Annotated in this window: 21 protein-coding genes and 6 pseudogenes; 19 read left to right on the top strand and 8 right to left on the bottom strand. The window is 68.3% G+C overall.

From position 1 onward, the window contains the following. Nucleotides 1-29: 29 nt before the first annotated feature. A pseudogene (locus OG386_RS45645) lies at nucleotides 30-308 on the top strand (ATP-binding protein); the annotation flags it as partial. Between the two features lie 30 nt (nucleotides 309-338). On the opposite strand, the gene OG386_RS45640 reads toward OG386_RS45645, so the two are convergent. From OG386_RS45640 to OG386_RS47160, 3 genes and pseudogenes are all read right to left on the bottom strand, one after another. After that, on the bottom strand, nucleotides 339-857 hold the full coding sequence (locus OG386_RS45640; RefSeq protein ID WP_384347312.1) for a pyridoxamine 5'-phosphate oxidase family protein: 519 nt from the start codon (nucleotides 855-857) through the stop codon (nucleotides 339-341). 118 nt (nucleotides 858-975) lie between these two features. Next, nucleotides 976-1308: pseudogene (locus tag OG386_RS45635) on the bottom strand (MerR family transcriptional regulator); the annotation flags it as partial. Between the two features lie 470 nt (nucleotides 1309-1778). Then, nucleotides 1779-1881 (bottom strand): annotated as a pseudogene (locus OG386_RS47160) (transposase); the annotation flags it as partial. Between the two features lie 163 nt (nucleotides 1882-2044). Here OG386_RS47160 and OG386_RS45625 point away from each other — a divergent pair. From OG386_RS45625 to OG386_RS45610, 4 genes are all read left to right on the top strand, one after another. Then, complete coding sequence (locus OG386_RS45625; RefSeq protein WP_405785755.1) at nucleotides 2045-2419, top strand: transposase; 375 nt, start codon at nucleotides 2045-2047, stop codon at nucleotides 2417-2419. Nucleotides 2420-2563: 144 nt separating this feature from the next. Beyond that, nucleotides 2564-3109 carry a ferredoxin gene (locus tag OG386_RS45620; protein ID WP_328793094.1) on the top strand — a complete coding sequence of 182 codons (546 nt, stop codon included), beginning with the start codon at nucleotides 2564-2566 and terminating at the stop codon, nucleotides 3107-3109. Nucleotides 3110-4136: 1027 nt separating this feature from the next. Next, nucleotides 4137-4658 (top strand): hypothetical protein, encoded by a 522-nt coding sequence (locus OG386_RS45615; protein ID WP_328793093.1) that lies wholly within the window; start codon nucleotides 4137-4139, stop codon nucleotides 4656-4658. Next, nucleotides 4651-6273, top strand: coding sequence for an IclR family transcriptional regulator domain-containing protein (locus OG386_RS45610; RefSeq protein ID WP_328793092.1), 1623 nt, complete (start codon nucleotides 4651-4653; stop codon nucleotides 6271-6273). The genes OG386_RS45615 and OG386_RS45610 overlap by 8 nt, the downstream gene beginning before the upstream one ends. 176 nt (nucleotides 6274-6449) lie before the next feature. Here OG386_RS45610 and OG386_RS45605 read toward each other — a convergent pair whose 3' ends face one another. Then, on the bottom strand, nucleotides 6450-6725 hold the full coding sequence (locus OG386_RS45605; protein WP_328793091.1) for an isoamylase early set domain-containing protein: 276 nt from the start codon (nucleotides 6723-6725) through the stop codon (nucleotides 6450-6452). A gap of 377 nt (nucleotides 6726-7102) precedes the next feature. Between OG386_RS45605 and OG386_RS45595 the strand changes: the two genes are divergently transcribed. The 5 genes and pseudogenes from OG386_RS45595 to OG386_RS45575 all read left to right on the top strand — a co-directional run bounded on the left by OG386_RS45595 (nucleotide 7103) and on the right by OG386_RS45575 (nucleotide 10466). Then, nucleotides 7103-7300, top strand: a complete 198-nt coding sequence (locus OG386_RS45595) for a CsbD family protein (protein WP_189747530.1) — start codon at nucleotides 7103-7105, stop codon at nucleotides 7298-7300. A gap of 236 nt (nucleotides 7301-7536) precedes the next feature. Beyond that, nucleotides 7537-7914 (top strand): hypothetical protein, encoded by a 378-nt coding sequence (locus tag OG386_RS45590; RefSeq protein ID WP_328793090.1) that lies wholly within the window; start codon nucleotides 7537-7539, stop codon nucleotides 7912-7914. Nucleotides 7915-7983: 69 nt separating this feature from the next. Beyond that, the gene (locus OG386_RS45585) at nucleotides 7984-8427 is read left to right on the top strand and encodes a VOC family protein (RefSeq protein WP_328793089.1); all 444 of its coding nucleotides are present in this window, start codon (nucleotides 7984-7986) and stop codon (nucleotides 8425-8427) included. Between the two features lie 510 nt (nucleotides 8428-8937). After that, nucleotides 8938-9507 carry a JmjC domain-containing protein gene (locus OG386_RS45580; protein WP_328793088.1) on the top strand — a complete coding sequence of 190 codons (570 nt, stop codon included), beginning with the start codon at nucleotides 8938-8940 and terminating at the stop codon, nucleotides 9505-9507. A 142-nt stretch (nucleotides 9508-9649) separates the two neighbouring features. After that, nucleotides 9650-10466 (top strand): annotated as a pseudogene (locus OG386_RS45575) (IS5 family transposase). A 6-nt stretch (nucleotides 10467-10472) separates the two neighbouring features. On the opposite strand, the gene OG386_RS45570 reads toward OG386_RS45575, so the two are convergent. Next, nucleotides 10473-11426, bottom strand: coding sequence for a hypothetical protein (locus OG386_RS45570; RefSeq protein ID WP_328793087.1), 954 nt, complete (start codon nucleotides 11424-11426; stop codon nucleotides 10473-10475). Between the two features lie 12 nt (nucleotides 11427-11438). Further along, on the bottom strand, nucleotides 11439-12902 hold the full coding sequence (locus OG386_RS45565; protein WP_328793086.1) for an APC family permease: 1464 nt from the start codon (nucleotides 12900-12902) through the stop codon (nucleotides 11439-11441). A gap of 1015 nt (nucleotides 12903-13917) precedes the next feature. Here OG386_RS45565 and OG386_RS47155 point away from each other — a divergent pair. The 3 genes from OG386_RS47155 (at nucleotide 13918) to OG386_RS45550 (ending at nucleotide 16059) form a co-directional block, all read left to right on the top strand. Beyond that, nucleotides 13918-14106 carry a BlaI/MecI/CopY family transcriptional regulator gene (locus OG386_RS47155; protein WP_405785757.1) on the top strand — a complete coding sequence of 63 codons (189 nt, stop codon included), beginning with the start codon at nucleotides 13918-13920 and terminating at the stop codon, nucleotides 14104-14106. 770 nt (nucleotides 14107-14876) lie between these two features. Next, a complete protein-coding gene (locus OG386_RS45555; protein ID WP_328793085.1) occupies nucleotides 14877-15206 on the top strand; it encodes a hypothetical protein in 330 nt (109 codons plus the stop codon). Between the two features lie 103 nt (nucleotides 15207-15309). Further along, nucleotides 15310-16059 (top strand): transposase family protein, encoded by a 750-nt coding sequence (locus OG386_RS45550; protein WP_328793084.1) that lies wholly within the window; start codon nucleotides 15310-15312, stop codon nucleotides 16057-16059. A 6-nt stretch (nucleotides 16060-16065) separates the two neighbouring features. On the opposite strand, the gene OG386_RS45545 is transcribed toward OG386_RS45550, so the two are convergent. After that, a complete protein-coding gene (locus tag OG386_RS45545) occupies nucleotides 16066-17397 on the bottom strand; it encodes an RICIN domain-containing protein (protein WP_328793083.1) in 1332 nt (443 codons plus the stop codon). Nucleotides 17398-18409: 1012 nt separating this feature from the next. Between OG386_RS45545 and OG386_RS45540 the strand changes: the two genes are divergently transcribed. Then, nucleotides 18410-20608 (top strand): ATP-binding protein, encoded by a 2199-nt coding sequence (locus OG386_RS45540; protein WP_328793082.1) that lies wholly within the window; start codon nucleotides 18410-18412, stop codon nucleotides 20606-20608. Between the two features lie 173 nt (nucleotides 20609-20781). Here OG386_RS45540 and OG386_RS45535 read toward each other — a convergent pair. Further along, nucleotides 20782-20904, bottom strand: a pseudogene (locus OG386_RS45535) (HNH endonuclease); the annotation flags it as partial. Between the two features lie 370 nt (nucleotides 20905-21274). On the opposite strand from OG386_RS45535, the gene OG386_RS45530 reads away from it, so the two are divergent. The 5 genes and pseudogenes from OG386_RS45530 to OG386_RS45510 all read left to right on the top strand — a co-directional run. Beyond that, a complete protein-coding gene (locus tag OG386_RS45530) occupies nucleotides 21275-21904 on the top strand; it encodes an excalibur calcium-binding domain-containing protein (RefSeq protein ID WP_328793081.1) in 630 nt (209 codons plus the stop codon). 592 nt (nucleotides 21905-22496) lie between these two features. Further along, complete coding sequence (locus OG386_RS45525) at nucleotides 22497-23141, top strand: helix-turn-helix transcriptional regulator (RefSeq protein WP_328793080.1); 645 nt, start codon at nucleotides 22497-22499, stop codon at nucleotides 23139-23141. Nucleotides 23142-23147: 6 nt separating this feature from the next. Beyond that, nucleotides 23148-24281: a pyridoxal phosphate-dependent aminotransferase gene (locus tag OG386_RS45520; RefSeq protein ID WP_328793079.1), complete on the top strand. Its 1134-nt coding sequence runs from the start codon at nucleotides 23148-23150 to the stop codon at nucleotides 24279-24281. After that, the gene (locus tag OG386_RS45515) at nucleotides 24278-25219 is read left to right on the top strand and encodes an ornithine cyclodeaminase family protein (RefSeq protein ID WP_328793078.1); all 942 of its coding nucleotides are present in this window, start codon (nucleotides 24278-24280) and stop codon (nucleotides 25217-25219) included. Before OG386_RS45520 ends, OG386_RS45515 begins: the two co-directional genes overlap by 4 nt. 329 nt (nucleotides 25220-25548) lie before the next feature. Next, nucleotides 25549-25836: pseudogene (locus tag OG386_RS45510) on the top strand (GmrSD restriction endonuclease domain-containing protein); the annotation flags it as partial. Nucleotides 25837-26243 lie beyond the last annotated feature (407 nt).

Below are 26243 nucleotides of genomic sequence, written 5' to 3'. Positions count from 1 at the left end.
AACCCGGCGAACCTTCCCGGTCACAGCACGACTTGCTCTGCATCGACGAACTCGGCTACATGGAGCTCGACCGCCGAGGCGCCGAACTCCTCTTCCAGGTCCTGACCGAACGCGAGGAGAAGAACAGCGTCGCCATCGCCTCCAACGAGTCCTTCGGCGGCTGGACCAAGACGTTCACCGACCCCCGCCTCTGCGCGGCCATCGTCGACCGCCTCACCTTCAACGGCACCATCATCGAGACCGGCACTGACTCCTACCGCCTCGCCAGCACCCGAGCCCGCGCCGAAGAATCGGCCAAGGCGGGCTGAACGCCCAGACAGCCGACCAGGGATGCCGGACTACCGGCCCGGCTTGGTCCAGAACTGACGCGGCGCGAAACCCTCGCGCCGCAGCCAGTGCTCGGTATAGACGATCCGCTCGGCCTCGATTACCACGAGAGGTCCCGATGCTGGTTCATCGAGAGAACGCGACCGTTCGACATGATCGGACTGCCAGCGGAACGCCGGCCAGTAGTGCTCGAAATCGGGGTTGTCCTCGGACAGCACGCGAGCCCGCCCGAAGAGCTGAGCACCTCGGCTGCTGGCCTGTCCGACCAGCGGCGCAAAAATCCCCACCGACACCCTTGGGTCAGCGGCGAGGTTCCTCATCTTCGGCGAACCGGGAGCCGTGGAGAACATCACCGCGAAGTCGAGGTGGAAGTACCGCACCGGCGTCGCCAGCGGCCCTTCCGGCCCTGCCGTCGCGAGCACGCACATGTTCTGCGACGACAGCAGATTGAGTATCCGCTCTTCCAAACGATCTCGATCGAGGCGCTTCTTCGGTGACGGGCCGGCCAGCCACGGGTTAGTCACAGGCATGATCAAGTATCTCATGCCTCCCCCTCACTCTCCGGGGTCTGGCAACAGGCTCAGCCGTCAGCAGCGCCGTCCAAAACTCGTCAACATCTCCGCAGCCGTTGATCACCAACTGCCGACACCCGCGGCTGGCCACGACGCGCAGAACGCTCCGACGCAGTTGCAGCATTCGGATCGGGACGTCCATGGCGTCGGCGTGCGCCGCGGCGACTTCCGCCATCGAGAGCTCGCGGTCCAGTACCCGTTGAATCGTGGGCAGGTCCATGCCCAGCTCGCGCAGCGTGCGGAGGAGTTCCAGACGAAGCAGTGCGTCGAGGTCGTAGAGCCGATAGCCGGCGGGACTACGGGTGGTCGGCGCTACCACCCCCGAATCGGAGTAGAACCGGATGGTCCTCACAGACAAGCCGGTCCGCCGGGAGAGCTCCCCGATTGAGTAGAGGGTCGTAACGTCCATGTCCCCCACTCTGCTGTCTCCAGTCACTGGAGACTCAAGGCCATTCCTCAGCGGGGCCCCGACCGAGACGTCCTCCGAGTTACTGAAGCATGAGTCGCATGATCTCCGCTGACCGCCAGGATGAACAGACACGCCTTGCAAGCGCGGGGCGAGCGATGGCAGCGACATGCGATACCACTCGCTGGCGGCCTACGGCTACGAGCCCTTGGACTCAATCATCTAGTCAAGACGGTGGAGTAGGTCTGGCCGTGCGCAACCCGATGCCCAGCGGCACGCTGTCGCAGGACACCCCACCGGCTTCCGATCCGCCGCAGAACGGCGCGGAGCCGGTCGGCCAGCGAGCCGAGCGGAAGAAGGCCGCACACGCCCTGGTCCACGAGATGCTCGCCCAAGGTCACTCACGTCGGGCGATCGCAGGCAGTCGCGATGGGCGGCGACGCAGGTCTCCACGGCCCGTCCGAAGCCCTGCCATAGATGGAACCGGTCAGCGACCTGCAGGGCATTGGGGGCACCGCGGCGGGCGCCCTCGGCGTAGGCGCCTGCTCGGTCCCGGCAGATGATCTCCACGCCGGGGTGGCGGATCAACGGCGCTTCACCGAGAGATGCACCAGCGTCACCAGCCTCCACGGTGAACTCCGCGCCGACCACGCGCCCGTCACCTACCAGATGGTTCGCGCCCACATCGCCACCCTGCGCACGGCTCCGGCCGCCGCCCCGGCCGCCGACTGTGCTGCAAGTGACCGGCTGGCTCACCCGGCACCCCACCGCGCTGAGCGAGGACGACCGCACCAGCCTGAAGGAGGTCCTGGCCCGCTGCCCCGAGCTGGACACGGCCGCCGGACATGTCCGGGACTTCGGGGAGATACTCACCGACCGCCTCGGCTCCACACTCCCCACCTGGATCGACGCAGTCGACGCCAGCCAGCTACCCGGCCTCACTGGCTTCGCACTTCACATGCTCCGGGACCTTGACGCCATAACAGCCGGCCTCACCCTCGACTGGAGCTCCGGCAGCATCGAGGGCGCCGTTAACCGCATCAAAAAGATCAAGAGGCAGCTCTACGGCCGAGCCGGATTCGAACTACTCTGCAAAATGATCTTGCTCCACTAATCCTTCGCGCCAATGTGGCTCTACTGCTGGGCAGCACCTTCGAGGTCAGAGCTCGGTCGCCCAGACCCGACAGGGTGCTCACTCGGTGCCAGCCACAGCTCAGGCTGCGACTCTCAGCTCTCCGGGTAAAAGTACGCTGTCCTCATGACGCTCTACTTCGACGCGGCGGCGGTGCTGTTCCAGGTGTACCCGAGCTGTAACGGCCGCTGGGAGGACCGCCTGTGGCTCAACGTCCCCGGGCCGGTGTACGGCGCCGAGACCGATAACTGCGCGACAGGTCGACTCGAAGCACCGCGTCACATCCACTACGGCGGTCAGTACTTCACTGAGTACGTATACCGCCAGCCGCGCACACCGGACGAGGTGAGGGACGTCCTCAGTGCCATCGAGGCGGACCCCATGGACGGCTATGCCTGGGACGGAGACCAGCGGTGGACACCGGAGTTGGTCCGGGAGTGGTGGCGGGACCGGGAGCGGATCCTGGAGTACCTGAGAAACCAGGTGCACGAGTGGGAGCGGTACGACCGGTGGATCCCGAACCAACGAGCAGTGGAGGGTGCCCTGGACTTCGCGGCCTACATCGCTGGCGGCACCGACTTCGGAAGCCTGGAGACGGACCTACAGATCTACCTCTACTGGCTACAGGAACACCGCTCTCCCACCCCAGCCGACCGACTGCCCGAGCTCTAGACCGATATACGCCGACTTACCTGAGACAGGACAGCAGCACGGCAGCCTTACATGACTCTGTAGCCACCACAGGTCGGACGACGGGACCCGAGACCCAGGCAACGAGAGGTGAGGCAGAACCATGGTCATCCTCCCAATCGAACGCAAACATCACGCTCCGCGACGGCTCCCCAAGATCTGTGCCAGAACCCGACTCTCGCCGATAAAGCCAGGCCGCCCGACGTCCAGGCTGCCCGGGCCGGGCCGTCCACGTACCGGGATTCACCGAAAGCGGTACGGGCGGGTCCTCCTCCGGCAAGACCGGCGCTGCGAAGAAGCGGATCCGCTTCGCGCCGAGGGAAGACCTGAGCAGCCTGTCGAAGGCCGGCCTCTGCAAGAGGGCGGCCGCCGCCCACCTGCCCGGGCGCTCGCATATGACCCGCGACGACCTGGTGAAGGCCTGTCCCGGACATGACCGACGGCGGGTTCGCGAGTGGAGGCCACGCGCGCATCCGGTACCGGGCGGGATCAGGCAGGAGTCGATCAGGATCCGTCGGTTCCGATCGCTTTCGTGCGGCAGGAAAGTTCAGGCCCTCCACACCGTAAGAGAGACGTGACGCGGATGCGTTGCTCTCCGAACGAACATGTGGAGCGTGAATTGACAGCCCTGGACGTGGTCGGGTTCATCTCGGCCGTGGCCGGCGTGACCCCTGTGGTGTTCGCCGTGTACCGGGCCTGGGGAAGGGCTTCTCGCGGGCGAGTGGGACGCGAGGGGGCTCTTGCCCCGGCCGGGCGCAGTCCCGGTACGGCGTGCGGCTGCGGTTGGTCCGTCATCGTGCGGCACGAGTCGTCGGGCGGCGGCCGGGTGACGGTCTGGACCGCCCTGGTGGCCAGCCCTGCCTCCGATCCCCGTGAGCCGGAGCGTGGACCGTGGTAGACGGCCCGGATGAGGAGGAGCTGCCCTGGCAGGAGGCCGCGCGCACGCTCTTCGAAAAGCGCGTGGGGAGTGGACCCGCCTCATCGCGGTGGGGCTGTGGAAGCGGCATCGATGCTGCGCTCCCAAGTGCAGGACATGGCGCACGAGGCCCTCGTGCGGACCTATGTCGTGTGGCTGCGGGATCCCGAGAAGCGGGACCGCAACCCCCTGCCGTATGCGCGGGAGACCGCGAACAACCTGGCGAACGACGCCTACGACAAGCTGGCCGAGCCCGCCGACGAGGCAGGTCTCCAGGAGTGCGAGCGCGTATTCGTCGCGCGCCCCAGCCGGGCCTCGGACCTCCACGGCGACTACGCGGGCCTCGTGCCGCACACCCCCCTGGACCCCCTCGAGGAGCTCGTCATACCCGCCATCAGGCGGATGAAGAGGACACAACGCAGGGACGTCGCGGAGATGCGGAGCCAGGGCATGGAGGACCAGGCCATCGCGGAACGCATGAAGCGGGAGCCGGCCCGCATCCAGACCCTGATGACGAAGGCAGCAGCCGAGCTGAGGGAAGACGAGCAGATCCAGCTCCACATCCGCGATCGGCACAGGAAGACCCGGCGCCGGGAAGAGGACACAGGTGAGTGATGTGAGCGGCAACGACAGCGAACGGGGCGACACCGGCGCGGCGGAGCCTTCCGCGTTTGCCGCTCTGCTGTCCGGACTGAAGGGAGCCGACTTCTGGGACCGGCCCGGAGGCGACTGGGAACCACCGCAGACGTGGAGGGGGCAGGAACTGGAACGACGCCTGCACGCGAACTCGTGCTACCGGCTCGGCTCGAAAGCACTGCGGATCGGTGAGCTGGACCGGGCCAGGAACTGGCTGAAGCGGGCCTATGAGGACAGCCACCCCGGTGCCGCGTTCCGCCTGGCCGTGACCTTGTGGCGGCAGTCGGGCCCGGACGCCGCCCCTCAGGCCGTCACCACCGTCGTGAGCGCCGCGCGGTGGGGACACCAGGACGCCCGGACACTTCTGCGGCAAGCCGGGTGGGACCTCGCCGACATCGGCCTCGCCAACCGCGAGGACACCGTCCCCGACCAGGACGGTGAGTTCATCGCCGATGTGCGGACCCTCCTGGCGACCGTCCGCAAGCGCGGCACGTTCACCGCCCGGATTCCCAAGCCCAGGCGTACGGGAGCCGCCCCGGATGCCCGGCCCGTAGAAACGGCCCCCACCATCATCCCGTCCAGGCGAGCGCCCCGAGACCGGAAGCCGGAGCCCGGCTCAGCTTGGTCCCCGGCTCCGCTGCGGCACGCGTCGCTGACGCATCTGGCGCAGCAGGTCCCACCAGCCACTCGGCCACTGCGGCGCTGGCAGTCCGCGCAGCGGGTTCTTGAGGTACTGCAGATCATCGCCGGTGCGGGTCGGGCGGTTGGCGAGAGGCACCTCGCCTGGGCCACCAGCCTTCCCCACCCGGTGATGCAACGCCTGCTGGTGTGGCTGAGCCAGCAGCATCTGACCCTGCGCACCCCCGACGGCGGATACGTACCAGGGCCCGCGCTGCGGCTGATCGCGGTGTCCGAGCCCGGCCGGCCCGGGAAGGTCATCGACCAGGTCCTCGCCGGCCTGCGGGACGCCGTCGGCGCGGCCGTGTACATCAGCACCTACAGCCACGGGGAGGTGTCCATCGTCCGGTGGTCGGACGGGCCGAGCACCCCAGGCGTCAAACAGAGGGTCGCCTTCACCGAGGCAGCTCACGCCACTGCGGTCGGCAAGAGCCTGCTCTCCCAGCTCGACTTCGTCCAGCGGATGGACCACCTCTCACGGCACCGGCCCATCGCCCTCACCCGGCGCACCATCACCGATGGCACCGTGCTCTTCCAGAACCTGGACCACCATGGCCCGCTCGCCGCCCAGTTCGACCTCCTGGAGTACTCCGACGGCGAAGTGTGCGTAGCGGTCCCACTCGTCATCGACGGCGAGATCGGCTGCGTGGCCCTGTCTCTACCCGTCGCGCAACGCCACCGGCTCATTCAGGCAGCGAAGGTCCTCTCCAGCCGTTCCGCCGGGCTTCTCCTGTCTCTCCTGCTTGCTGCCAGCCCACCTGACCTGGAGACCGGCAGGCAGGGCAGGACGCGCCCGCGAGCGGACAGCCAGGAGGGATCTCCGCAGGGCACCAGCGGGCTACGCAGGCGCCGGTCCCGAACCACACCGCAGGAGAAGAGGCGGACGACGTCGAGGAAGAACACGAAGCGCAGGTGATCCCCTTCCCCTCACGAACCGTGGAACCTCCACCGGTCGAGCCCCCGGACGTGCTGTGCTCCACCAACCTCGACCTCTCGCTCAGGGAGGTCGCCGCTAGTCACCGCTGACACAGCTGGTGGGGGCCGCGCCACGGCATGGCCCTCACCCGATCGCCCGGAAGGGGCGCTTCTGGTTCAGGTGTGGATGCGGCTGTTGGTGCCGTCGTGGTGGTCGGCGGTCTCGTCGTCGAACCAGTAGTCACCGGCGGCGAGGTAGCGGAACGAGTGGCTGTTGTGTGCGGGCAGGGCCACGTTCGCGGCGCGGGTGCCGTCGCCTCGGGGTTCGAGGGGGTGGGCGGCGGGGTTCCAGTGGTTGAAGTCCCCGACCACACTGACGGGCCCCTCGGGGCTGTTCTCGGGCAGTACGAAGGTGACCTGGGTCTTGCCCTTGAGCCGCTTGCGTTCCAGCACAGGTGATCTCCATCCGTAGAAGGTCGGGGCCGTGCATCCTCGCTCCCGCCCGCGCGGCGGCGGCGGGCCTGCCGGGCGGCGTGCCATATGCGCGTCACCCGATCGGAAGCAGTCGAGCGCGTCCCAGGGCATGCACGCACTGACGCTGCCCGTGCCGGCAGGTACCCCTGCAGGTCGCCCCGCCCGTGCCGTCTGTGGTGGGTGGCGATCGCCGTCCTGGTGCTGTGGCTCATCGGCTTCGTGGCCCGCCCGGCGCGCGGCGGCGGACGCTGGTAGCCGCCGTCATCGACGTCGCGGCAACCAGCGACGCCGCCGCGCGCAATAGTCAGGTTTCGTCTAATTTGGGCCGAGTTGAGGCATCCCACCAAGGAGTTCACATGGCTGACAAGGGAAAGATGGACCAGGCGAAGGGCAAGGCCAAGGAAGCCGCAGGCAAGATCACCGGCAGCGACCGGCTGAAGGCTGAGGGCAAGACGGACCAGGCCAAGGGCAAGGCGAAGGAAGCCCTGAGCGAGACCGAGGAGCGCGCCCGCGGCATCCAGGACTCCCTGCGCGACAAGCGCGACAGGACCTGAAGCCGCCCGCCGAGTCCCTCGCGGCTCGCGGGTGACCACGATGCGGCCCCCCGGCGCTCCGGCGTCGTGGGGCCGCGTCGTGTTCCCGGTGCGGCCCCACGCCATCGCCCCCTCCCATAGGCCGAGGCAAATGATGCGGGCCCCCACCCCCTGTGGCACGTTCGGAGCGGGGAGGTTCCGGATTCCCCTTTCACGTTCTCCGCACCGATGCCGCACGCACGAGAGAGGTCCCCCTGATGGACGGACACGACAAGGACATCCCGGTGGCCGAAGTGGTCGTGGCGGTCGGCGATTGCTCCGAGGAGGACGCGCGCGCCGTCCTCGACCTGCTCGAACGTTCCTTCTTCGCGGAGCCGGGGACGGGCGGAGCGGCGCAAGGCGGCCGGGCCGCGACCGTGTGGAGCGCGATCCTCGACGCGGCGAAGCCGGCCGAACCGGCCGAGCGCCAGGCGGCACCCGTACGGGTGAAGGACGCGGTCAACGTCACCCTCCAGGGAGGCCCCCGTGCGGTGCAGCGGGTACAGGCCGCGCTCGTCGGCAACTTCACGGTCGAGGACATGGGAGCCGTATCGGGCGACCAGGAGCGAGAGGTCGCACTCCGCATCCGCTCCTGAGGAATCGAGCGCGGCCGTCCGGCCACGCACGCCCCGTGTACGGGCACCGACACCGGGCACACGGGGTGCATGACCGTACCCAAGACAGCCGTTCTCGTCCTCGACAGCGCCGAGCCCGAGCTGCTGGCGCAGTTCTACGCCGAACTGCTCGGCGCCTCGGCAGGACCCGCACCGGGCGACGGGGAGCTCCTCCTCATCACCGGCGACACCGGAGTAGTCCTCGGAGTCCGCCGGGACCCCGACCACATACCGCCGAGCTGGCCGCTCCCGGAGGGTTCCCAACAGGCCCACGTGCGCATCCTCGTGGAGCAGCGGAGCCTCGACGAGGCCGAGCGCGAGGCCGTGGCCCTGGGGGCGCGCCCGGTGGCCGCGGAGGACGACGGCAGCCTGCCGGGCAGCCGGACCACCCTGCGGCGCTTCGCCGACCCGGCCGGCCACGCGTTCACCCTGGCCGTCGTCGACGAAGACCTCACCGCACACGCCGCTCATGGCTTCGGGCTTCGACGCCGATGACCGGAAGTGGGCGCCTGATCGGTGCGACTGGCGCCGATCGAGGGACCGAGCTGGCCGACGCGCGCCTGATTCGTCGGCCGGATCAAGACGCGAGCCGACGGAGTGGACCACGTGGGCTTCAATACGCGCGTGGCGCCCAGGACCCGGCAGCCGGATTCCCCCGAGCAGTCCCGGCGCGCGGCGCGCATCTGCAGTTCGACCGGCGGGCGATGAATCGAAGGTCTCTCGCCCACGATCGGTGTCCCCGACACCCATTCCGCAGCCACGCTGGCCGTGGTCGGCTCTCGCAGCCGGGCGCGCACGATCGGTCTCGACGACCCCGTGCTGATCCTTACCGAACGACGTGGAGGGGAAAGACTGGCTGTCCAGGCTGGTCCACCGACGAGGACGCCGACGCGCTGGCGGCGGGGAGCATCGGTGAACCGGCTGCCCCTGCCCGGCACTGTGCCGCTGGCGGTGCCCGGCGAGGCGTGGGCGATCAACCGGTCCTCGAAGTAGAACCAGTTCCGCTTGGACGTCGAAGCGCCCGAGAAGCCCGAGGGGCCGCCGCTCGCCGAGGTGGTCCTGCAGGCCGGGGACATGCTGTACGTGCCGCGGGGCTGGTGGCACGCCGTGGCCGCCACCCAGGGCCGCTCCCTGCACCTCACGTGCGGCCTGACCCCGGCGACCGGCCACCACCTCCTGGTGTGGCTGGCCGGACAGCTCCTCCACTCCCCCACCCTGCGCGCGAACGTCCCCACGGTGGCCGGCCCCGCCGAGCACACCGCCTACGCCGAGCAGCTGCGCAAGGAGGTGTCCGAGGCCCTCCACCCCCACGTCGTCTCGGAGTTCGCCGCCTCCCTCGATGCCCGCGACCCCGGCCGCCCGGCCCCCTCCCTCCCGCACATCGGCGACGTCCCCGCCGACCCCGGCCTGGCCCTGGCCCTCACCACCGCCCGGGCCGCGCTGGAGGGAACCGACGAGGCCGTCGTGCTGCGCGCCGTCGGACACGAATGGGAGCTCCACCCATCCGTCCGCCCCGCGCTCGAGGCCCTGGTCTCCGGCGGACGGCCTAGTACTCGATGCCCGTCCCCGCCCTGACGTGCGCTGGGAGTAATCCCGGGGTTCGAAGCTCAGGGAACAATGCGAACCGTGCCTCGATCCATCCGAGGCGCGGAGTAAGAGGCCCTAACAGAAGTTGTTGATCATGTGACTTTCGGTTCGGGTGGTCGTTGGTCTGGTCGTGGGGAAACGCCAGTCACGGCCGTGGATCGTGTCGGATGAATTGTGGTCGCTCGTCGAGCCGTTGCTTCCGGATCCGGCGCCGAAGCGGGTGGAGGGCCGTCCGCGGGTGCCGGACCGGCAGGTACTCTGCGGGATCCTGTTCGTGCTGCATACCGGGATCCAGTGGGAGTACCTGCCGCAGGAGCTAGGGTTCGGTTCCGGGATGACCTGCTGGCGGCGTCTGGCCGCGTGGAACGAGGCAGGTGTGTGGGACCAACTGCACCTGGTGCTGTTGAAGAAGCTGCGGGTCGCAAGGAAGCTGGACTGGTCGCGGGCGGTGATCGACTCCTCCCATGTCAGGGCCGCTCGGCGGGACCCAAAAGCGGTCCCAGCCCGGTCGACCGCGCTCGGCCGGGTAGCAAGCACCACCTGATCGTTGACGGGCAGGGCGTCCCGCTGGCTGTCTCGCTGACGGGCGGGAACCGCAACGACGTCACTCAGCTGATGCCGCTGCTGAACAAGATCCCGTCGGTCGCCGGCCTCGTCGGCCGGCCTCACAGACGCCCGGACAGTGTTCTGGCCGACCGCGGCTACGACCACGACAAGTACCGCCGCCTGGTCTGGGCGCTCGGCGTCAAACCCGTGATCGCCCGCCGCGGAGTCCCACACGGCTCCGGCCTCGGCGTCTACCGGTGGTCGTGGAACGGACCATCGCCTGGCTTCACGGCTTCCGCCGGCTACGGATCCGATGGGAACGACGCGACGACATCCACGAGGCCTTCCTCGGCCTCGCCACCTGCCTCATCACCCACCGCCACGTCCAACGCCTTTGTTAGGACCTCTTATCGGGTTGAGCGCATGACGGCGCGGTGCCACTTCGTGATGACGGTCGCGGGGTCGCCGAAATAGGACCAGGGAACCACGGTTGCCTGCCCGGCGAGCAGCTTGAAGAGGTACGCCGCTTCGCTGTTCAGTCCGCCGGCGCATGTCGCGTGCAGCAGGTAGTTGAAGTCGGCGACGTCCTGCGCCCGGTAGATGCCGTCCCAGTTGACGAGCCACGTATCCCAGGTGCGGCGGGTATCGGCGAGTGCCACGTCGGCACTCCAATGCCGACGTAGGAAGAGTGCCATGTCGCCCTCACGTTCAAGGCGGTAGCGGTACTCCTCCAGCCGCGCAATCTGAAGGAGTACGGCGAGTGGCGAGCCTGGCGGAGCGCTGTCCACCGTGTCCCGGGCGAAGTCGTACATGGTTCCGTGTGAGCCGTGCCAGCGAGCGGACATGTGGCGCAGCGCCTGGTTGTGCGCTTCCCTGTTCTCCCGGTCCCGGAGTTGCAGTTCCTTCCACCAGCGGTTGAATTGGGGGTGCCCGCCTGGGTAGAGCCGGGCGATGGTGAGGAGTGATACCCAGGGCACAGGGTCGTAAGGATGTGCGTCGGCCGCGCGGAGGCAGGTCCGTAGGGCCATGTCCAGCCGGTCCTGGCCGACGGCGCCGGCGTCCCCCGCAGCCACAGCGAGGTTGAAGCAGCGCAGCACTTCTGTATCCGCGCGCAGCACCAGCGCGTCCGGATCACCGGGCCGGGCGGTGTACCACTCCTCGGCGATGGTCGTACCGGCCGCGGACTGGGCGAGCAGGCGCATCCGGTGGGTACGGCGGTCCCAGTCGCGCCCGGTGGAGTGGAGCAGCTCGGGAAGGCCTTGCCACCGGCCAATGGCGATGTCTTCGCGCGCCTTCGCGAGGTCCCGGTCCCTGAGCGTCGCATCGAATTCGGGAGTGAAGGACTTGCTTCCCGGCGTCATGGCTGTCGGTCCTCAGAAGTCCGTGGCTATGGTGTCGTCGGCGGACGCGGCAGACACAGGCTCCATGCCTTCGTACTCTCGTTTGACCTGTTCTGTCTTTGCGGCGTCGAGCCGGTCTGGACGGTAGTAGATGCTCTGCCGGTAGACGAACATCGGGACCAGGCCCACGGCGAGACCGCCGATGCCGATCCCGATGGCGGTGGAGTCGAGTGCGCCCAGCGACTCGACGAACACCCAGAACAGGAACAGCGCCCCGGTCAGCGGCCACAGCCCGCCGAAGATGAAGTTCGCCGGCGTCCTCATCAGCACCTTTCGGTAGGCGACGACGACTGCGACTCCGGCCAACCCGTAGTAGACGGCGATCTGGAGTCCGATGGCGGCCACGGCGCTCTCCATGATGTCGCCGACCGAGCCAAGTGCATTCGACGCCACGAACAGGCCGAGGGCGACCGCACCGACAACCAACAGCGCGACCCAGGGCGTCTGGTAGCGGCGGTGGGAGGCGCCGAGGGCGGCCGGCATGGTGCGGTCGCGGCCCATCGCGAATAGGGTGCGGGTCACCTGGATGAGGGTGGTCTCCAGCGTGGCGATGGTGGACAGCATGACGGCGACGATCAGCAGTTTGCCGCCCCAACCGGGCCAGACGCGCTCGCCAATCAGGGCCAAGACGTTGGCGCTGTTGATCTCGATTTCCTCGGCAGTGAGCAGCAGGTTCACGGAGATTGTGAACACCTCGAACAGGACGAAGACGACGGCGAGGCCAACCAAGCCGGCCAGTCCCGACGTCTTGCGGCTGTTGCGGGTTTCCTCGCTGAGGTTGCTGGTGACGTCCCAGCCCCAGAAGTAGAACGCCGCGATCAACGCTCCGGCTGCGAAGCCCTGCACTCCATCGAAGTGGCTGAAGCCCAGCCAGGACCAGGAGAAGTGCTGAACCGCGTTGTCATGGAACAGGGCCGCTACGGCGAAGGCCAGCAGAATGAGCAGCTCGATCCCGGACATGATCAGCTGGGCGTGGACCGTCAGTCGCGCTCCCTTGAGCACGACGACGAGCATCACCAAGAACCAGGCCGCGCCGACCACGGTCGCCAGCGCGGTGTTCTCCGCCAGGTCCGGGGCGAACAGGGACAGCGTCATGCTGCCGGCCGGCAGCGAGCCCGCGACCATGAAGATCGTGGCCGAGACCACCAGCGCCCAACCGCTGAGGAAGCCGAGAGAGGGATGGAGGGCACGGGCCACCCAGGAGTAACTGGCGCCGGCGTTAATGTCGAGCCTGCCCAGGTAGTTGAAAGCCCACGCGATGCCGAACATGGGTATCGCACAGTAGAGCAGCGCGGCAGGGGCGGCGAAACCGACCGTGCCGACGAGCACGGCAGTGGTCGCCGCCAGGGAGTAGGCGGGGGCACTGCCGGCTACCGCCATGACGATGCTGTCGAAAGTGCCCAGGACATTCGCCTGAAGCCCTTTGGGTGTGCTCATGAGTTGCCGTGGCGCCTTTCGGATACAGCTGCTGTTGGATGACGTCCCGGCAAGGGAGCGCACAGCCACTAGGACGGACAGCAAGGTGGCTGGTGCGGTCGCGCCCGGCCAGAAATCTCGCGCAGCAGCAGAGTTATGGACGGCGTACGAGAAGAAAATGCCCGCGTCGCGGCAGTGTGAAGTTCAGTCGACGGGGTGAATTTGATCAACAGCCGACTGACCACCGAGGCGACTCGACGAAGACACCTCGACCATCCTGGGACGATCTTCACGTGACCGATGTGATCACGACTTCCGTTTGTAGCGCTGGGGAAGGCAGCTTGAGCAGGCGCACATCGCGCATCCAGCCCCCAGGACGCCCGTGGCGCGTCCAGGTCGACGGCCACCGGATAGGTGGTACGCCGCCCGCCTCCTGCTGCAACACCACACATCGTCGACGACAGGGCATCTCACTCGCTGTCTCGCTGACCGGCGGTATTCGAGCCTTGTCACCCACCTCACATCTCTGCGGGAACATCCCGCCCGTTGTCGGCTGCATCGCAGCGGCTAGATGAGGCGGGAGCAGCAGCATCGTGTAGGCACACGGCAACTCCACGAGATTTATCGGAAGGTGACAATTTCCCGCACGTGTTCGACACATCGAACAATCCGGGACGAGCCGTTCTATCATGCTGGGCGTAGCCAGCACACACCCTCTTGCTGAATGCTGAAGCCCCTACTGCGCCCGGCCCGCTACTCCATGACCACGGGCCTAACCTGCCTGGTCAGACGGGTGTGCTGGAGGGAAGAGAGCTCTGGCGAAACGCGGCCTCGGATCTGCTCCGATAGCCAGCCCTCTCCCGCCTGGGTAGGTCGCCCATCGCGACAGTCAAGGGATCGACGATGGCCAACTCAGGCCGTCTTCCGCGCCTGAGCCGGCGCAGACCCCGAGCTCCCTCCGCACGTCCGGAGGGACCGAGCCGGACCCGGCCCACGACCGGGCGTGGTGTCGGGGACACGAGCGGGGCGTAACGGAATGGTGGAGGACGGTCGGGAAGCGCGGCGCCCGCATGGTGAGCTCGTCGCGGACGTGCTGGCGATCTTGTGGGAGGCCACCGAGCCGTTGACGCTGCAGCAGATCAACACCGCGCTCGGGCGAGACCTGGCCAGGACGACGGTGACGACGATCCTGTCCCGCCTGCACGAGAAGGGAATCCTGGTGTGACCCCGCGCGGGGCGGGGCTTCGCCTACGCAGCGGTGGATGACGCCGCCGGGCTGGCGGCCGGTCGCATACGGCGTGAGCTGGAGCGGGAGCCGCAGCGCGACCTGGCGCTGAAGCGGTTCGTGTCCTCACTGTCCGGGGACGATGAGGAGGCACTGCGGCGTCTGCTCCTAAAGTTTGAGGGCGGCGCATGACCCTGGTGCTGGCCCTGGTGGCGCTGGCGCTCGCACTGCCAGGGGTGCGGCGGTCGCTGCGCGGCGGCGGGCCTCGCTCCTGCCGCTGCGGGCTGCCTGCGCGGCCCTGAACGGGGCCGCTGTGCTGCTGGCGGGCGGCACCCTGGCGGCGCTAATCACCCCGTTCCGTTCCTCGCCGCCCTCGAACAGGTCCCGCTCCCCCGCGCGGCCCGCGACGGTGCCGGTCGCCGCCGCTGGAGCGGCGCTGGCCGTGCAGCTCATCCGACAAGCCGCCATCACCGCCATCCACGACGGCACCGAACGGATCACCAAAACCACCCTGGACGGGATCCACCTCGACCACCACTCCGAAACCACTCACCAGCTCAAAACCCGCACCCCAACCAACCCGCAACAACCCCAGGCCAAGCGGCCACTGGCACCGCAAAACCGTTCTCACACAGACCTGCAACACCCCAGCTCACCGGGCCACAGATACCCCAACCACCCCCTCCCTCAGCGACAGACTCAAATCGCGGATAGGGCCCTCAGGGCCCAACGTCCTGTCTGATCCACGAAGCATTCGTTGGCCTGGCAGGATGCCAAGCCCCCTGCCGCAAGTAGACCGTGGTGACCTCGCGCCGCTCGGTGCGCCCCCAGGAGCGGCCCCTGGCCGGCCTCGCGACACTGCTGCGGCCAACGGCAAGCACGGCGGCCGCCCTCCCACCGTCGACGGCGACATGCTCGCCGTCGCCGTCCGCCACCGCGACGACCACGGGCCCGTCACCGCCATCGCCATCGCCAAGCACCTGGGCCTCGGCGGCCGCACCCTCTATCGCACCCAGGTGCGCACGACGGAACCGCTACGGCCGCCGCTACTGACACACCTCATGTCGCCAGGCACTGAGCTCTTTCAGAGTGGCCACTGATCGGGTGACCCAGGCCGAGTCAGGATGAGGACCGCAACACACAAGGCTCCTGCGCTGTTGCGGGAGGTATTCGAAGTCTCAACCCAAGGGCACAGGACCCCTGTTGGTTCCCCATCCTGCCGCACTCGACCTGCCTCATGCTCTGGTCGAGTGGGTATCCATGCTCATCGTCACCCGTGAGGGTGAGCGGCGCTGCAAGCTCCCGCCCCACCAGCGTGCCCTCGTCGGCCTGGTCTATCTTCGCCGGCACGACACGCTCGCACAGATCGCCGCCGGCTTCGGCATATCCGTCGGCACCGCCCACACTTACGTCAAGGCCGTCGTCCAGCACCTGTCCGGCCTGGCGCCGGGCCTCCTGCGGGTCCTGCGCGAGACCGACCCGGATTACGTCCTGCTCGACGGGACACTCGCCGAGTGCGACCGGGTCGGCGACAGCCGGACCGACTTCTCCCAGAAGCACCGCCGTCACGGCGTGATCGTGCAGGTCGTCGCCGACCCCGCGGGCAACCTGCTGTGGATCTCACCCGCGCTGCCCGGCCGCACCCACGACCTGACCGCGGCCCGCACCCACCGCATCATCCGGATCTGCGAACGCCAGGGCGTCCCCGTCCTCGCCGACCGCGCCTACATCGGGGCCGGCCCCTGGGTGACCACACCTATCAGACGGCTTCCCGGCCGGGACCTCACCACAACCCAGCAGACGATCAACCGGGCCTTGGCAGCGGCGCGAGCACCGGTCGAACGAAGCATCGCGCGACTCAAGTCCTGGCAGATCCTCCGCCGGGCCCGCTGCAGCCCCAACCGGATGACCGTCATCGCCGCAGCCGTCCTCACCCTGGAACGTCAACGCTGACGAGGATCATTGCCCGGAAGGATCATGACCGTCGAGGGTGGCCATGCAACCAGGATCCAGCGAGTCTGTAGTGCATTTGATGAGGTTGCTGTACTGGCCGTCGACGCCCTCCACAGGCATGGTGGCGGTCCCCGTGGCGGTCCATGTGCGCCCCAGATCGTTGGTGATCGTCCAGGTGCCGGTCACCGTCTTGTATGCCAGGGCCCGCGCAAGCCATGCCGTCTGGCCGGGGGGCACATCAATCCTGACGTCTCTGCCGGATGTTTGCGTGGTGGTAGTGCTCTTACCCCAGGTGTGCTGGTATGAGAAGGCCACCTCGGCCTGAACGGGGCTCTCCTTCCCCGCTCCGACCTTTGCGCTGACTCCGACGGTGTGCGAGTAGCTGATCGTGTTCGCTTCGGACTGCGACCAGCTCATACCGCAACTCATGTTTCCGCCTGAAGGGCCACTGGCGTTCGTGCAGAACGGACTGTTGCCGGTCTGATCGTTGGCCACGGAAACAATCTTGTAGGGACCGCGCGCGGCTTTCTGCTTGTAGTCGGTGATGGCGTAGGTGGCTCTCTTGATGACGCTGGAGTGTGAGTCGAACTGCTTCAAGGCATATTGGGTGGCCAGAGCATCGAGGACGGGTGCCGCAGGGTCCGGCGGCCTGGCTGCATCAGCGACGATGCCCGCAACGACGCCGGCCAGGCCGAGCGCGGTGTTGCCAGCCAGCGCCTCGGCGCTCTGTGCCGGGCTGCTGCCGGCTCGGTTTCCCGAGGGGAGCCATGTCTGGCCGGTGCCACCAGTATGGCATCCGTAGAGCTCCATAGGGCCTTCGGAATTTCTTTCGTTGGTCAGCCGCTGGGCATCCAGGCATTTGTCATTGCTGACATTGCGGATCCGGAAGTTCCCGCGACTTTCATCCTTATGCACATAGAACTTCTGCGTGGCATCGCCGGAGCAGGTCCACAGCTCAGGAATGAAGAGGGCAGTTGCCGGGTGAGGTTGTCTGGACTCGACACATTTTCCGGTTCTGTTGTTGACGATTTGGAAGCTACCGTCGTCGTTGGGCTTGAAGCTCCACTTGCCTGGTGTGGGGCTGCCTTCCCTGATGAAGAGCCCGTTGCCGTCGGCCGACGATCCTTCGTCCTCCAGCCCCAAGTGCGCGCCGGCGTTCAACAGCACCGGTGACAGGTCCAGGCATGCGAGGACGGATGTCTGCTCGCACGTCGAGTCGTCAGCGAAGGCCGTTCCGGCGGTGAGCGGTGAACCTGCGACGGCGAGCAGGCTGAGGCCGACGAGGAGGCAGGCTGTCATCCGCCGTGCCCCCCGACCGTGTGGGGTTGATGCAGTCATGGTGCGGCAATCTCCTTCGGTACCGTGAAACGTGGCTTGGTGGCAGAGGTGTTGATGTTTCTGCCTGGGAGAGAACTTCACACCGTGCCGGACAAGTGGGCCAGCGTAGGATTACCTACACCGGTACCTGTGCTCGGCCGCCGAGGGCAATTGCCACATTGGCTGGGCAGTGTGGGATGACCTTCTGGTTGATCATGCTTCGGAGCCGTCGCGTGGAGAGCTTTCGCCAACGCGCAAAGGGGCACGGGTGCGGCCTGCCCACCAGCCCGCCGAGAGCATCCCGACTCTCCCACGGTGAACCGGGTGACCAGCGGCTGGTCCCAGTAGAGAAGCGCCGACCAGGTGGCCCGTCAGCTGGCAGGAGCGGCCTTCCCAGCGGCGCGAGGGAGGGCCCCGGCCCGAGCCGGGGCCCTCCTGGCGGCGGCAGACCGCCGGGTGTGTCGATCAACGTGTCCGCGCAGCCGGAGCCACGGGGCGGTCCTCCGGGAGGCGTTCGGGTGATGGGCGCCATGGCATGCCGGCCGGGGATTTGTGCACCACCCGCCCCTGGACGTACTGTCCCTTCCCACAACGGACGTACACACTACGGAAGTTGATGGCCGCCAGGTTGCCACTCGGACACCCAATGACACGACCTGTCATTGGGGCGCTCCCTGCAGGGCCGGCTGGGCACGGGCCGACCTGACGCGGTTATGGAGGCATCGTCCGACACCCGCTGGGTCGCACGTCGGGGGCCGTGCTGTCGGCGATAGCTGTGCACCCACCGGAGCTGGCTGCGCCATAACGGGGCCACGGCCGACAGACCCCATACTCCGCGAATTGCAGGCTGGTACGCAGCCCATCGGCCTGGCCTGGATACCCATCGGGTCGGCGCATGTAATCAGAATGGATAGGGCGTCGGGTGGCTCGCATACCCAAGGAGTCCGGGAATCTCCCGGCAGATACGACAAGTTTCGTCGGGCGAAAGCACGAAGTGGCACGGTCTCGGCAGCTGCTGGGCCGGACAAGGCTGTTGACCCTGACCGGACCTGGCGGCATGGGAAAGAGCCGGCTTGCCCTGCGAGTCGCGGCGCAAGTGCGTCGTTCCTTCCCTGACGGGGCATGGCTGGCGGACCTGGCAGCAGTGGAGAAGGAGGAACTGCTCGAACACACTGTGCTCGCTGCGCTCGAACCGGGCCACGACATGGGGCGGCATCCGCTGGCCGCCCTCACCGATTTCCTGCAGGGCAAGCGGCTCCTGCTGGTGCTCGACAACTGTGAGCACCTGTTGCACGGCTGTGCGCTGCTGGTCCACGCATTGCTGGCATCAGCCCCGGGCCTGCACGTGCTCACCACCAGTCGGCAAGCCCTGGGCGTGGCCGGAGAGCACCTGCTGACGGTATCCCCTCTGTCTGCTCCGAATCCGGACGATCCCGGGGAGGTCGCAACGGCTGGCCAGAGTGAGGCGCTGCAGCTGTTCGCGGATCGGGCAGCTGCCAGTCTGGGCGAGCATACGCTGTCTGAGTTGGGTAGGGCGGCTGCTCTGATCTGTCATCGTCTTGACGGGATTCCCTTGGCTGTCGAGCTGGCCGCCGCCCGTATGCGGGTGCTGACCTGCGAGCAGATCCTGGACCGGCTGGATGACCGGTTCGCGTTGCTGACGGGTGGAAGCAGAGCCGCACTGCCTCGTCAGCAGACTATGCGCGCAGCGGTTGATTGGAGCTATGACCTGTGTGGGCCGCGGGAGCAGCTGCTGTGGGCCCGTTTGTCCGTCTTCCCCAGCAGTTTCGATCTTGAGGCGGTGGAGAGGGTGTGTACGGCCGAGGGTCTTGCCGCGGAAGAGGCGTTGGATGCCGTGACGGGCTTGGTGGACAAGTCGGTCCTGAACCGGGAGGGCGATCACCTGTACGCGCGCTACCGGATGCTGGAGACACTGCGTCAGTACGGTCGCGAAAGGCTTGGCGAGCGGGGCGAGGTAGAGGCGGTACGTCGCCGCCATCGCGACCATTACCGGAGCCAGGTCCTACTCGCCGAAGCTGAGTGGTTCACCGGGAGGCAGACCAAGTGGTTTGCCCGCCTGCACGAAGAACGGGCGAACCTGCGCTCCGCCCTCGACTTCTGCCTGTCTCATTCCGGTGAGGCCCGTGCAGGACTGGAGATGGCCGGGGCCCTGTGGAGCCACCGACTTGGTTCGGGGAGTCTGGAGGAGGAACGTCACTGGCTGGCCCGGAACCTGGCATCGGACAGCACGCCGAGCCCGGCAAGGGTGAAAGCCTTGTGGGCCGACGGATGGCTGGCTCTGCTGCGCGGAGACACCGCATCGGCGCACGCCCGGCTGGCGGAGTGCCACACCCTGGCCGAATCGCTCGGCGACGCGCTGGCGAAGGCGCACGCCGAGCAGTTCGAAGGCCTGATCGCCCTGTTCCAGGACGATTTCGCGCGTGCAGTGCCCCTTCTCGAATCGGCTCTTCAGCAGTATCGGGCTCACGGCGACCCGGGCAACACCTGGTCGACGCTGTTCCTCCTCGGCCTGTCCTGCTGCCTGTCCGCAGACCCGCGTACTGTCACCCTCTGCGAAGAGGGCCTGGCTCTGTGCGAGACGCACGATGCCCAGTGGTCCCGCGCCTTCTCACTGTGGATCTCAGGGCTCCGTCTCTGGCTGACGGGCGACGTCGAGCAGGCTGTCAGTGCTCTCCGGGAGGGTCTGGGCGTCGCCCGTACTACAGACAACCGTCTGGCCTTGGCTCAGTGCCTGGAGGTACTGGCGTGGGCCCGGGCAGGTGGCGGGCACCGTGAGGAAGGCGCCGAACTTCTGGGCGCGGCTCAGAGCGTCTGGCATCAGGTAGGCGCCACCCTGCCCGGAGTCGGGCGGCTATTGCGTCACCGCACCGAATGCGAAGACCTGCTCCTGCAAGCACTGGGCCATGCCCGCTTCACCGCCCGGGTTCGGGCAGGAGCCGCCTTCACCACCGAACAGGCCGTCGCCCGTGCCCTTGGCCGGCCAGTACCCGAACCCGGTACTGCCCAAGCGTCGGCCTCGACCCTCACTCCGCGGGAAACGGCCGTTGCCCAGCTAGTCGGGCAAGGGCTGGCGGACAAGCAGATAGCCGCTCAGCTGGTCATCTCCCCTCGCACGGCACAGGGGCATGTCCAGCGGGCCCTGGCCAAGCTCGGGTTCACCTCCCGCACCCAGATTGCCGTCTGGGTCCAGGAGCAGACGCCACACTCCTGACCCCACGGCGTCGAACAGGCGGGGATCCTCTCACCGTCTCAACAAGGGAGGCCAGCCAGACTGTCACCGCACGAGGCGGAGACAGGGCGGCAACGAGACCGCCCGCACATACACCCTGATCGGTACGCGGGCCCCTGACGGGTGCCAGAGTCGGCATACCCATGTACCCGGGACTCCGCAGGTTCCTGATCAGCCTTCGGCCGGCTCGACCGAGCCGTCACCGCCACCAGGGACGCCGGCTGGCCCTGGTCCTTCGCGTACGCCTCCCGACGCGCCGCCGTCCAGGCCCCGCCGCCCCGGCTGGCGGGGAGCGTCATTCGAATGGCGCGGTACTCACTGCAGGCCGAGCGCTCCGACACAGGTCGGCGGGCCGGCCGGCGAGTGCGGTGTTCCTCAGGAATTGCTGGGTGGTGTCCGGTGACCAGTAGGCGGTAGAGACGTTGACCTGGTGCGTCCCTGCGTGCCGATGCTGCGCCGCGTGGGGGTGTGCCGGCCTGTGGGCGGGCTGATCGTGCCCCTGCCCGGTGGCCGGTGGTCGCTCACCTTCCCGTGACTCGCCCTTCCTTCGTGCTTTCAGTCTGGAGACGTGTGTACCCTCCCTCTGACACCGGCCTGTCTTCGCCCGCTCCGGGCCGCCGCTGGCATCCCGCGTTGGCGGTTCCTGCCGTGGCCGTCGCGACGCTGTTCATTCCCCCGCTCGGCGCCGCGCTGGCGTTCATGGCGCGTTGGGACAAGGCCGGCAAGGCGGTGACGGTCGTGTTGGCGTCGGTCTGGTTCGGAGTGCTGCTGGTGGCCGGTGCCAATCCGAAACCCGCCGGCGTTAACACCAAGCCGCAACCTCAGGCGCAGCCGGTGGTCGTGGTCACGGTTACCGCCCCGGCCCCGGCGGCTTCCGCACCGGTCTCCGCGTCGGCTGCTCCGACGACGCCTCCCCCGGGGTCACCCCCGGTGTCGCCGCCGGCGGCGGAGGCGCTGGCGCCGCCGGCTCCTGCTGCGCCTCACGGGACAGCCGGTGCTGCCCGGCGGCCTCAGGGTGAGGGCGTGGCGGAGCCGGGGCGCCAGGCGGTGGCCGATGACGGCAAGGTCAGGACCTCCGGCAGCGCTCCTGCCGTCGCCGGATCCTCATCCCGCACCAGTACCGGCGGAAGCAGGAGCTCGGGCTCTGGGGGTGGGAGTTCGGTGTCGTACCGGAACTGCACCGCGGTCAGGCAGGCGGGAGCGGCTCCGATCCGGCGTGGCGATCCTGGCTTCGGGACGCATCTCGACCGTGATGGTGACGGTGTCGCCTGCGAGTGATCCCGGCGCCAGGCAGCCGGTCAGCCGCCCGGCCGCCCGGCGGGCCGACAGCTGTGGCGCTGGTGGCGTACGCCCGCCCGGCCTGGGCTTGGCAGCCCGGTTCCGTTCTGGGTGATCGTCTCGGCGGGTGAAGGCGTGCGGCCACCCGCGTGAAGGAGACGCTTCCCGGACGTGAGAGTCGGCCGCTGTCCGGATCGGGCGACCGGGCGCTGCGTCCACCACGGTTCCGACGGCTGGTGCGGAACCACAAGGCAGTTGCTCGGGGCGGCCGGATCGTACCGGCAGGTAAGAGCACCCGAGTCCTCGGTGCGATGTCGCTCCGGCCCGGGCACGCAGGACATCGGACGCCAAGGACAGCCCTGACACCAGCACCGCGGCGCGGTGTCAAGCACGCCTACCGAGGCCAGGCCGGTGCAGGCCGTCAGGTGTCAGGACCACGGGGAACCCGCCCCGGAACTCTGTGCATCTTCAGGGACGGGCCGTGCACCCGCCGTGCCAACGCGGTCCGCTTCGACCGGCCCCCACTTTCGGCCCCCGAAACGATCCCAGCCAGATCTGGACACTATGTCCAGACTGGACGTACAGTGCAGAAATGAGTGGAACAGAAGCGGGCCACGACCCTCGTCTTCGGATGTGGGGACCGGTGTGCCAGGCCGTCGCACTGCTGCTCGGCCCGTATGCCGAGGTAGTCCTGCACGATCCGGAAACCGACCGGGTGCTTCAGATCTGGAACCCGATGACCACCCGCCGCGCGGGAGATCCTTCACTGCTCGGCGAGCTGGACGCGCTCGCCCCGTCGGCTCAGGACGTGTACGGGCCGTACCCGAAAATGCTGGTGGACGGCCGTCGCCTGTCTTCGGTCAGCGCGGTCCTGCGGGATGCGCAGGACCGGCCGTCGGCGGTGCTGTGCATCAATCTCGACCGCACTCCGCTGGAACAGGCCGCGGCGGTCCTGTCCGCCTTCGGTGCGCCGGTCGTGCAGCGCCCGGAGCCACTGTTCGAGGAGGACTGGTCCGAGCGCATCCAGCATGTGATCGGCGGCTACGTCCGCGAGACGGGGCGCCCCGTCGAACGCATGACCCGCCAGGACCGCCTGGCCGTCCTCAGCCGCCTCGACGAGGCCCGGGTGTTCGCGGTGCGCCGCGCCACCCCGGTCGTCGCCGGGGCGCTGCGGGTGTCCCGGTCCACCGTTTACGGCCTGCTGGCCGAGCTCAGAGCACCCAGCACAAAGGACTGATGCACCATGACCCGGCTGCCCGATTTCCGCCTGGAGACGTACTTCTCCCGCTGGGAGTTCACCGCCCGCCACCACCTGACCGCCTCCGACGTCCAGACCATGACGCTGGGCGAGCTCCTCTCGCTGGCCGACGACAAGGACCGTGAGGCCTTCGAGAACCTGCCCTTGGGATACACCGAAACCTTCGGCGACCCGGCCCTGCGCGAGGTGATCGCCCAGACGTACGAGAACGCCGGCGCGGGCGACGTGATCTGCTTCGCGGGAGCCGAGGAAGCCCTCTACCTGGCGATGAACGTCCTGCTCGACGCCGGGGACCACGCCGTGGTGGTGACCCCGAACTACCAGGCCGCCGAGACCGTGCCGATGGCGCTGTGCGAGGTCACCGGCGTGGCCCTCGACCCGGACCGCAACTGGGCCCTGGACCTCGACGAAGTGGCGGCGGCGCTCCGGCCGAACACCCGCGTCGTGTCGGTGAACTTCCCCAACAACCCCACCGGAAAGGTCATCGACGCGGCCGACTTCACCGCGCTCGCCCGCCTGTGCGACGAGCGTGGCATCCACCTCTTCAGCGACGAGGTCTACCGCGGCCTGGAACACGACGCCGCCCGCATCCTGCCGCAGGCTGCCGACCTCTCCGAGCGCGCACTGTCCCTGAACGTGACCTCCAAGTCCCTGGGACTGCCGGGGCTGCGCATCGGCTGGATCACCTGTCGCGACCGCGACCTGCGCTCGCGTCTGGAGCGCGCCAAGCACTACACCACCATCTGCAACTCCGCCCCCAGCGAGGTCCTGGCCCGCATCGCGCTCAAGGCCCGCGCCACGCTCCTGGACCGCAACCGGGCCCGGATCGCGGCGAACCTGCCGATGTTCGAGTCGTTCTTCGCCGAGTTCGCGGACGACTTCGAGTGGCGGGCCCCCGACGGCGGATGCGTCGCCTATCCCCGCTACCTTGGCGCCGAGGGGGTGGAGGAGTTCTGCACCCGCCTGGTGGAGGAAGCCGGCGTCCTGCTGCTGCCCGCCAGCATCTACCACTCCGAACTCACCGCCACCCCCACCGACCGGTTCCGCATCGGCATCGGCCGGCACCGCCCCGAGGAAGGCCTGGCAGCCTTCGCGCAGTGGATGCGGGCCCGACGATGACTCTCCCGGTTTTCGGCCTGACCGACATCGAGCGGACGGTCACCTCGCGGCAGGTCCTGGACACCGTCCAGGACGGGCTGATCGCCCACGCCGAAGGCCGTACCAGCGTGCCGCCCCCGCTCCACCTGGCCTTCCCCGAAGCCGACGGCGACTGCCACGTGAAAGCCGGCTGGATCACCGGCGCCGCCCACTTCACCGTCAAGATCGCCACAGGCTTCTACAACAACTCCGCCCTCGGCATCCCCTCCAACCACGGCCTGGTCTGTGTCATCAGCACCCGCACCGGACAGATACGCGCACTCCTCGACGACCGCGGCCTGCTGACAGCCTGGCGCACCGCCGCCGCGGGCGCCCTGATCACCCACGCCATGGCCCGGCCCGACGCCACCACCCTGGCCGTCTTCGGCACCGGCGAACAAGCCCGCCTCCAGGCCACCTGGCTCGCCGAACTCCGCACCGTCAGCACCGTGCTCGTCCACGGCCGCACCCTCCACAGAACCAAGGCCCTGTGCGAACAACTCCACCAACACGGACTCAACGCCCGGCCCGCAGCGGCCCAGGAAGCCGCCGCCGCCGACATGATCATCACCGCCACCGCGGCCACAACCCCCGTCCTGAACGCCACCCACGTGCGCGAAGGCACCCACGTGACGGGCATCGGAACAGACATGCCCCACAAGAACGAGCTCCCGCCCGCGCTCTTCCACCGCGCACAGGTCATCGCCACGGACGACCACGCCCAGTGCATCGACCACGGAGACTTCGGCCACGCCGTCCGCGCCGGAGCCACCACTCAGGACAGCGACATCCCGGCGGGCGAACTCCTCAAAACACCTCTCGACCGCCCCGAAACAGCCATCACAGTCGCCGACTTCACCGGCGTGGGCGCACTCGACGCCGCGCTCGCCTCAACCGTCCTCAACCAGCTCATGCGGTAACCACCGAAGCCGCACAAGCACGACTTCGCCCACACCTCTCACACACCCGACCGGCAGGACCCTGCCATGGACGCCAGCCCCCACACCGTGAGTGGACGGACTCCCCGCACAGCGAGCACCGGCGGACGGTGCGCGATCAATCGAGTAGCCGCGCAATGACGGGAAAGAGCGTTTGATGCGATCCACGCAGGGCCTGCTTGCCATGAGCGCGTCATTGATGGCGACTGATATCCCAGGCGCACGTTCCTGGATCTTGAAGTAGCGGACTGGCTCCGGGCATACTGGCACATAGAGGGAATATCGCAAGGTTGGAATGACGCTCCCCGCCAGCTGGCGGCTACGCCTGGGACGCGGCCCGGCGTGAGGCATACGCCAACGACCAGGCATCCCCGCTGACGCTGATCGCGGTTACCGCGAAGTCGAACCGGTCCAAGGCCGACAAGGACCCCGCCCAGTGGCTGCCCCCGGCCAGCGGCTACCACTGCGAGTACGCCGCCCAGTGGACCGCGACCAAGCTGCGCTGGAACCTCGCCGCCGACGACGCCGAACGCCAGGCCCTTCTCGGCGTCGCGGAGGACTGCCCGAACACCACCGTCGTCTACGAGAGCGCGTCCTGACCCACCACACGGACCAACGGAGCACAGAAGGAAGAGCCTGACGCGCCGCAGTCCGTGCCGGTGAATGCGTCGAAGCCCCGCACCCTCCGGTCCGGGGCTTCGCGTTCCTCGCTTGCGCCTGCCGGCTCTCACCGTCGACCATGACGAGCAGGACCGGCTGTTCGACATCGCTGCCGGCTGCGGCGGGGACACCGTCGCCTACGCCCCCGACCCGTAGTGCTCTCTCGCATGGAGGGCCAGACGGCGCAGCCCGCTCGCCGTGGTGGTGGCGCCGTCGTAGCGTGGAGCAGCCCGGGACCGTGGCCCCGGCCGGGGCCTCCTGCCCGGCCGTCCGGTACGGATCCCGCGTCGCGGCAGGGCTCTGTGGTCGCAGCAGGCCGCACAGCAGCACACACATCACCGGTGCT

Origin of the sequence: Streptomyces sp. NBC_00273 (assembly GCF_036178145.1) — a bacterium.
GTDB lineage: Bacteria > Actinomycetota > Actinomycetes > Streptomycetales > Streptomycetaceae > Streptomyces.
Note: the sequence above shows the minus strand (reverse complement) of the source record. Positions and strands in the feature narration are given on the sequence as shown.

Excerpts from the sequence above, each read along its gene's own strand:
- OG386_RS45595 (WP_189747530.1), top strand. The coding sequence starts at position 7,103 with ATGGCTGACAAGGGAAAGATGGACCAGGCGAAGGGCAAGGCCAAGGAA.
- OG386_RS45615 (WP_328793093.1), top strand. The coding sequence starts at position 4,137 with ATGCTGCGCTCCCAAGTGCAGGACATGGCGCACGAGGCCCTCGTGCGG.
- OG386_RS45545 (WP_328793083.1), bottom strand. The coding sequence starts at position 17,397 with ATGACTGCATCAACCCCACACGGTCGGGGGGCACGGCGGATGACAGCC.
- OG386_RS45565 (WP_328793086.1), bottom strand. The coding sequence starts at position 12,902 with ATGAGCACACCCAAAGGGCTTCAGGCGAATGTCCTGGGCACTTTCGAC.
- OG386_RS45590 (WP_328793090.1), top strand. The coding sequence starts at position 7,537 with ATGGACGGACACGACAAGGACATCCCGGTGGCCGAAGTGGTCGTGGCG.
- OG386_RS47155 (WP_405785757.1), top strand. The coding sequence starts at position 13,918 with ATGGTGGAGGACGGTCGGGAAGCGCGGCGCCCGCATGGTGAGCTCGTC.
- OG386_RS45555 (WP_328793085.1), top strand. The coding sequence starts at position 14,877 with ATGCCAAGCCCCCTGCCGCAAGTAGACCGTGGTGACCTCGCGCCGCTC.
- OG386_RS45515 (WP_328793078.1), top strand. The coding sequence starts at position 24,278 with ATGACTCTCCCGGTTTTCGGCCTGACCGACATCGAGCGGACGGTCACC.
- OG386_RS45525 (WP_328793080.1), top strand. The coding sequence starts at position 22,497 with ATGAGTGGAACAGAAGCGGGCCACGACCCTCGTCTTCGGATGTGGGGA.
- OG386_RS45620 (WP_328793094.1), top strand. The coding sequence starts at position 2,564 with ATGACGCTCTACTTCGACGCGGCGGCGGTGCTGTTCCAGGTGTACCCG.
- OG386_RS45570 (WP_328793087.1), bottom strand. The coding sequence starts at position 11,426 with ATGACGCCGGGAAGCAAGTCCTTCACTCCCGAATTCGATGCGACGCTC.
- OG386_RS45640 (WP_384347312.1), bottom strand. The coding sequence starts at position 857 with ATGCCTGTGACTAACCCGTGGCTGGCCGGCCCGTCACCGAAGAAGCGC.
- OG386_RS45520 (WP_328793079.1), top strand. The coding sequence starts at position 23,148 with ATGACCCGGCTGCCCGATTTCCGCCTGGAGACGTACTTCTCCCGCTGG.
- OG386_RS45585 (WP_328793089.1), top strand. The coding sequence starts at position 7,984 with ATGACCGTACCCAAGACAGCCGTTCTCGTCCTCGACAGCGCCGAGCCC.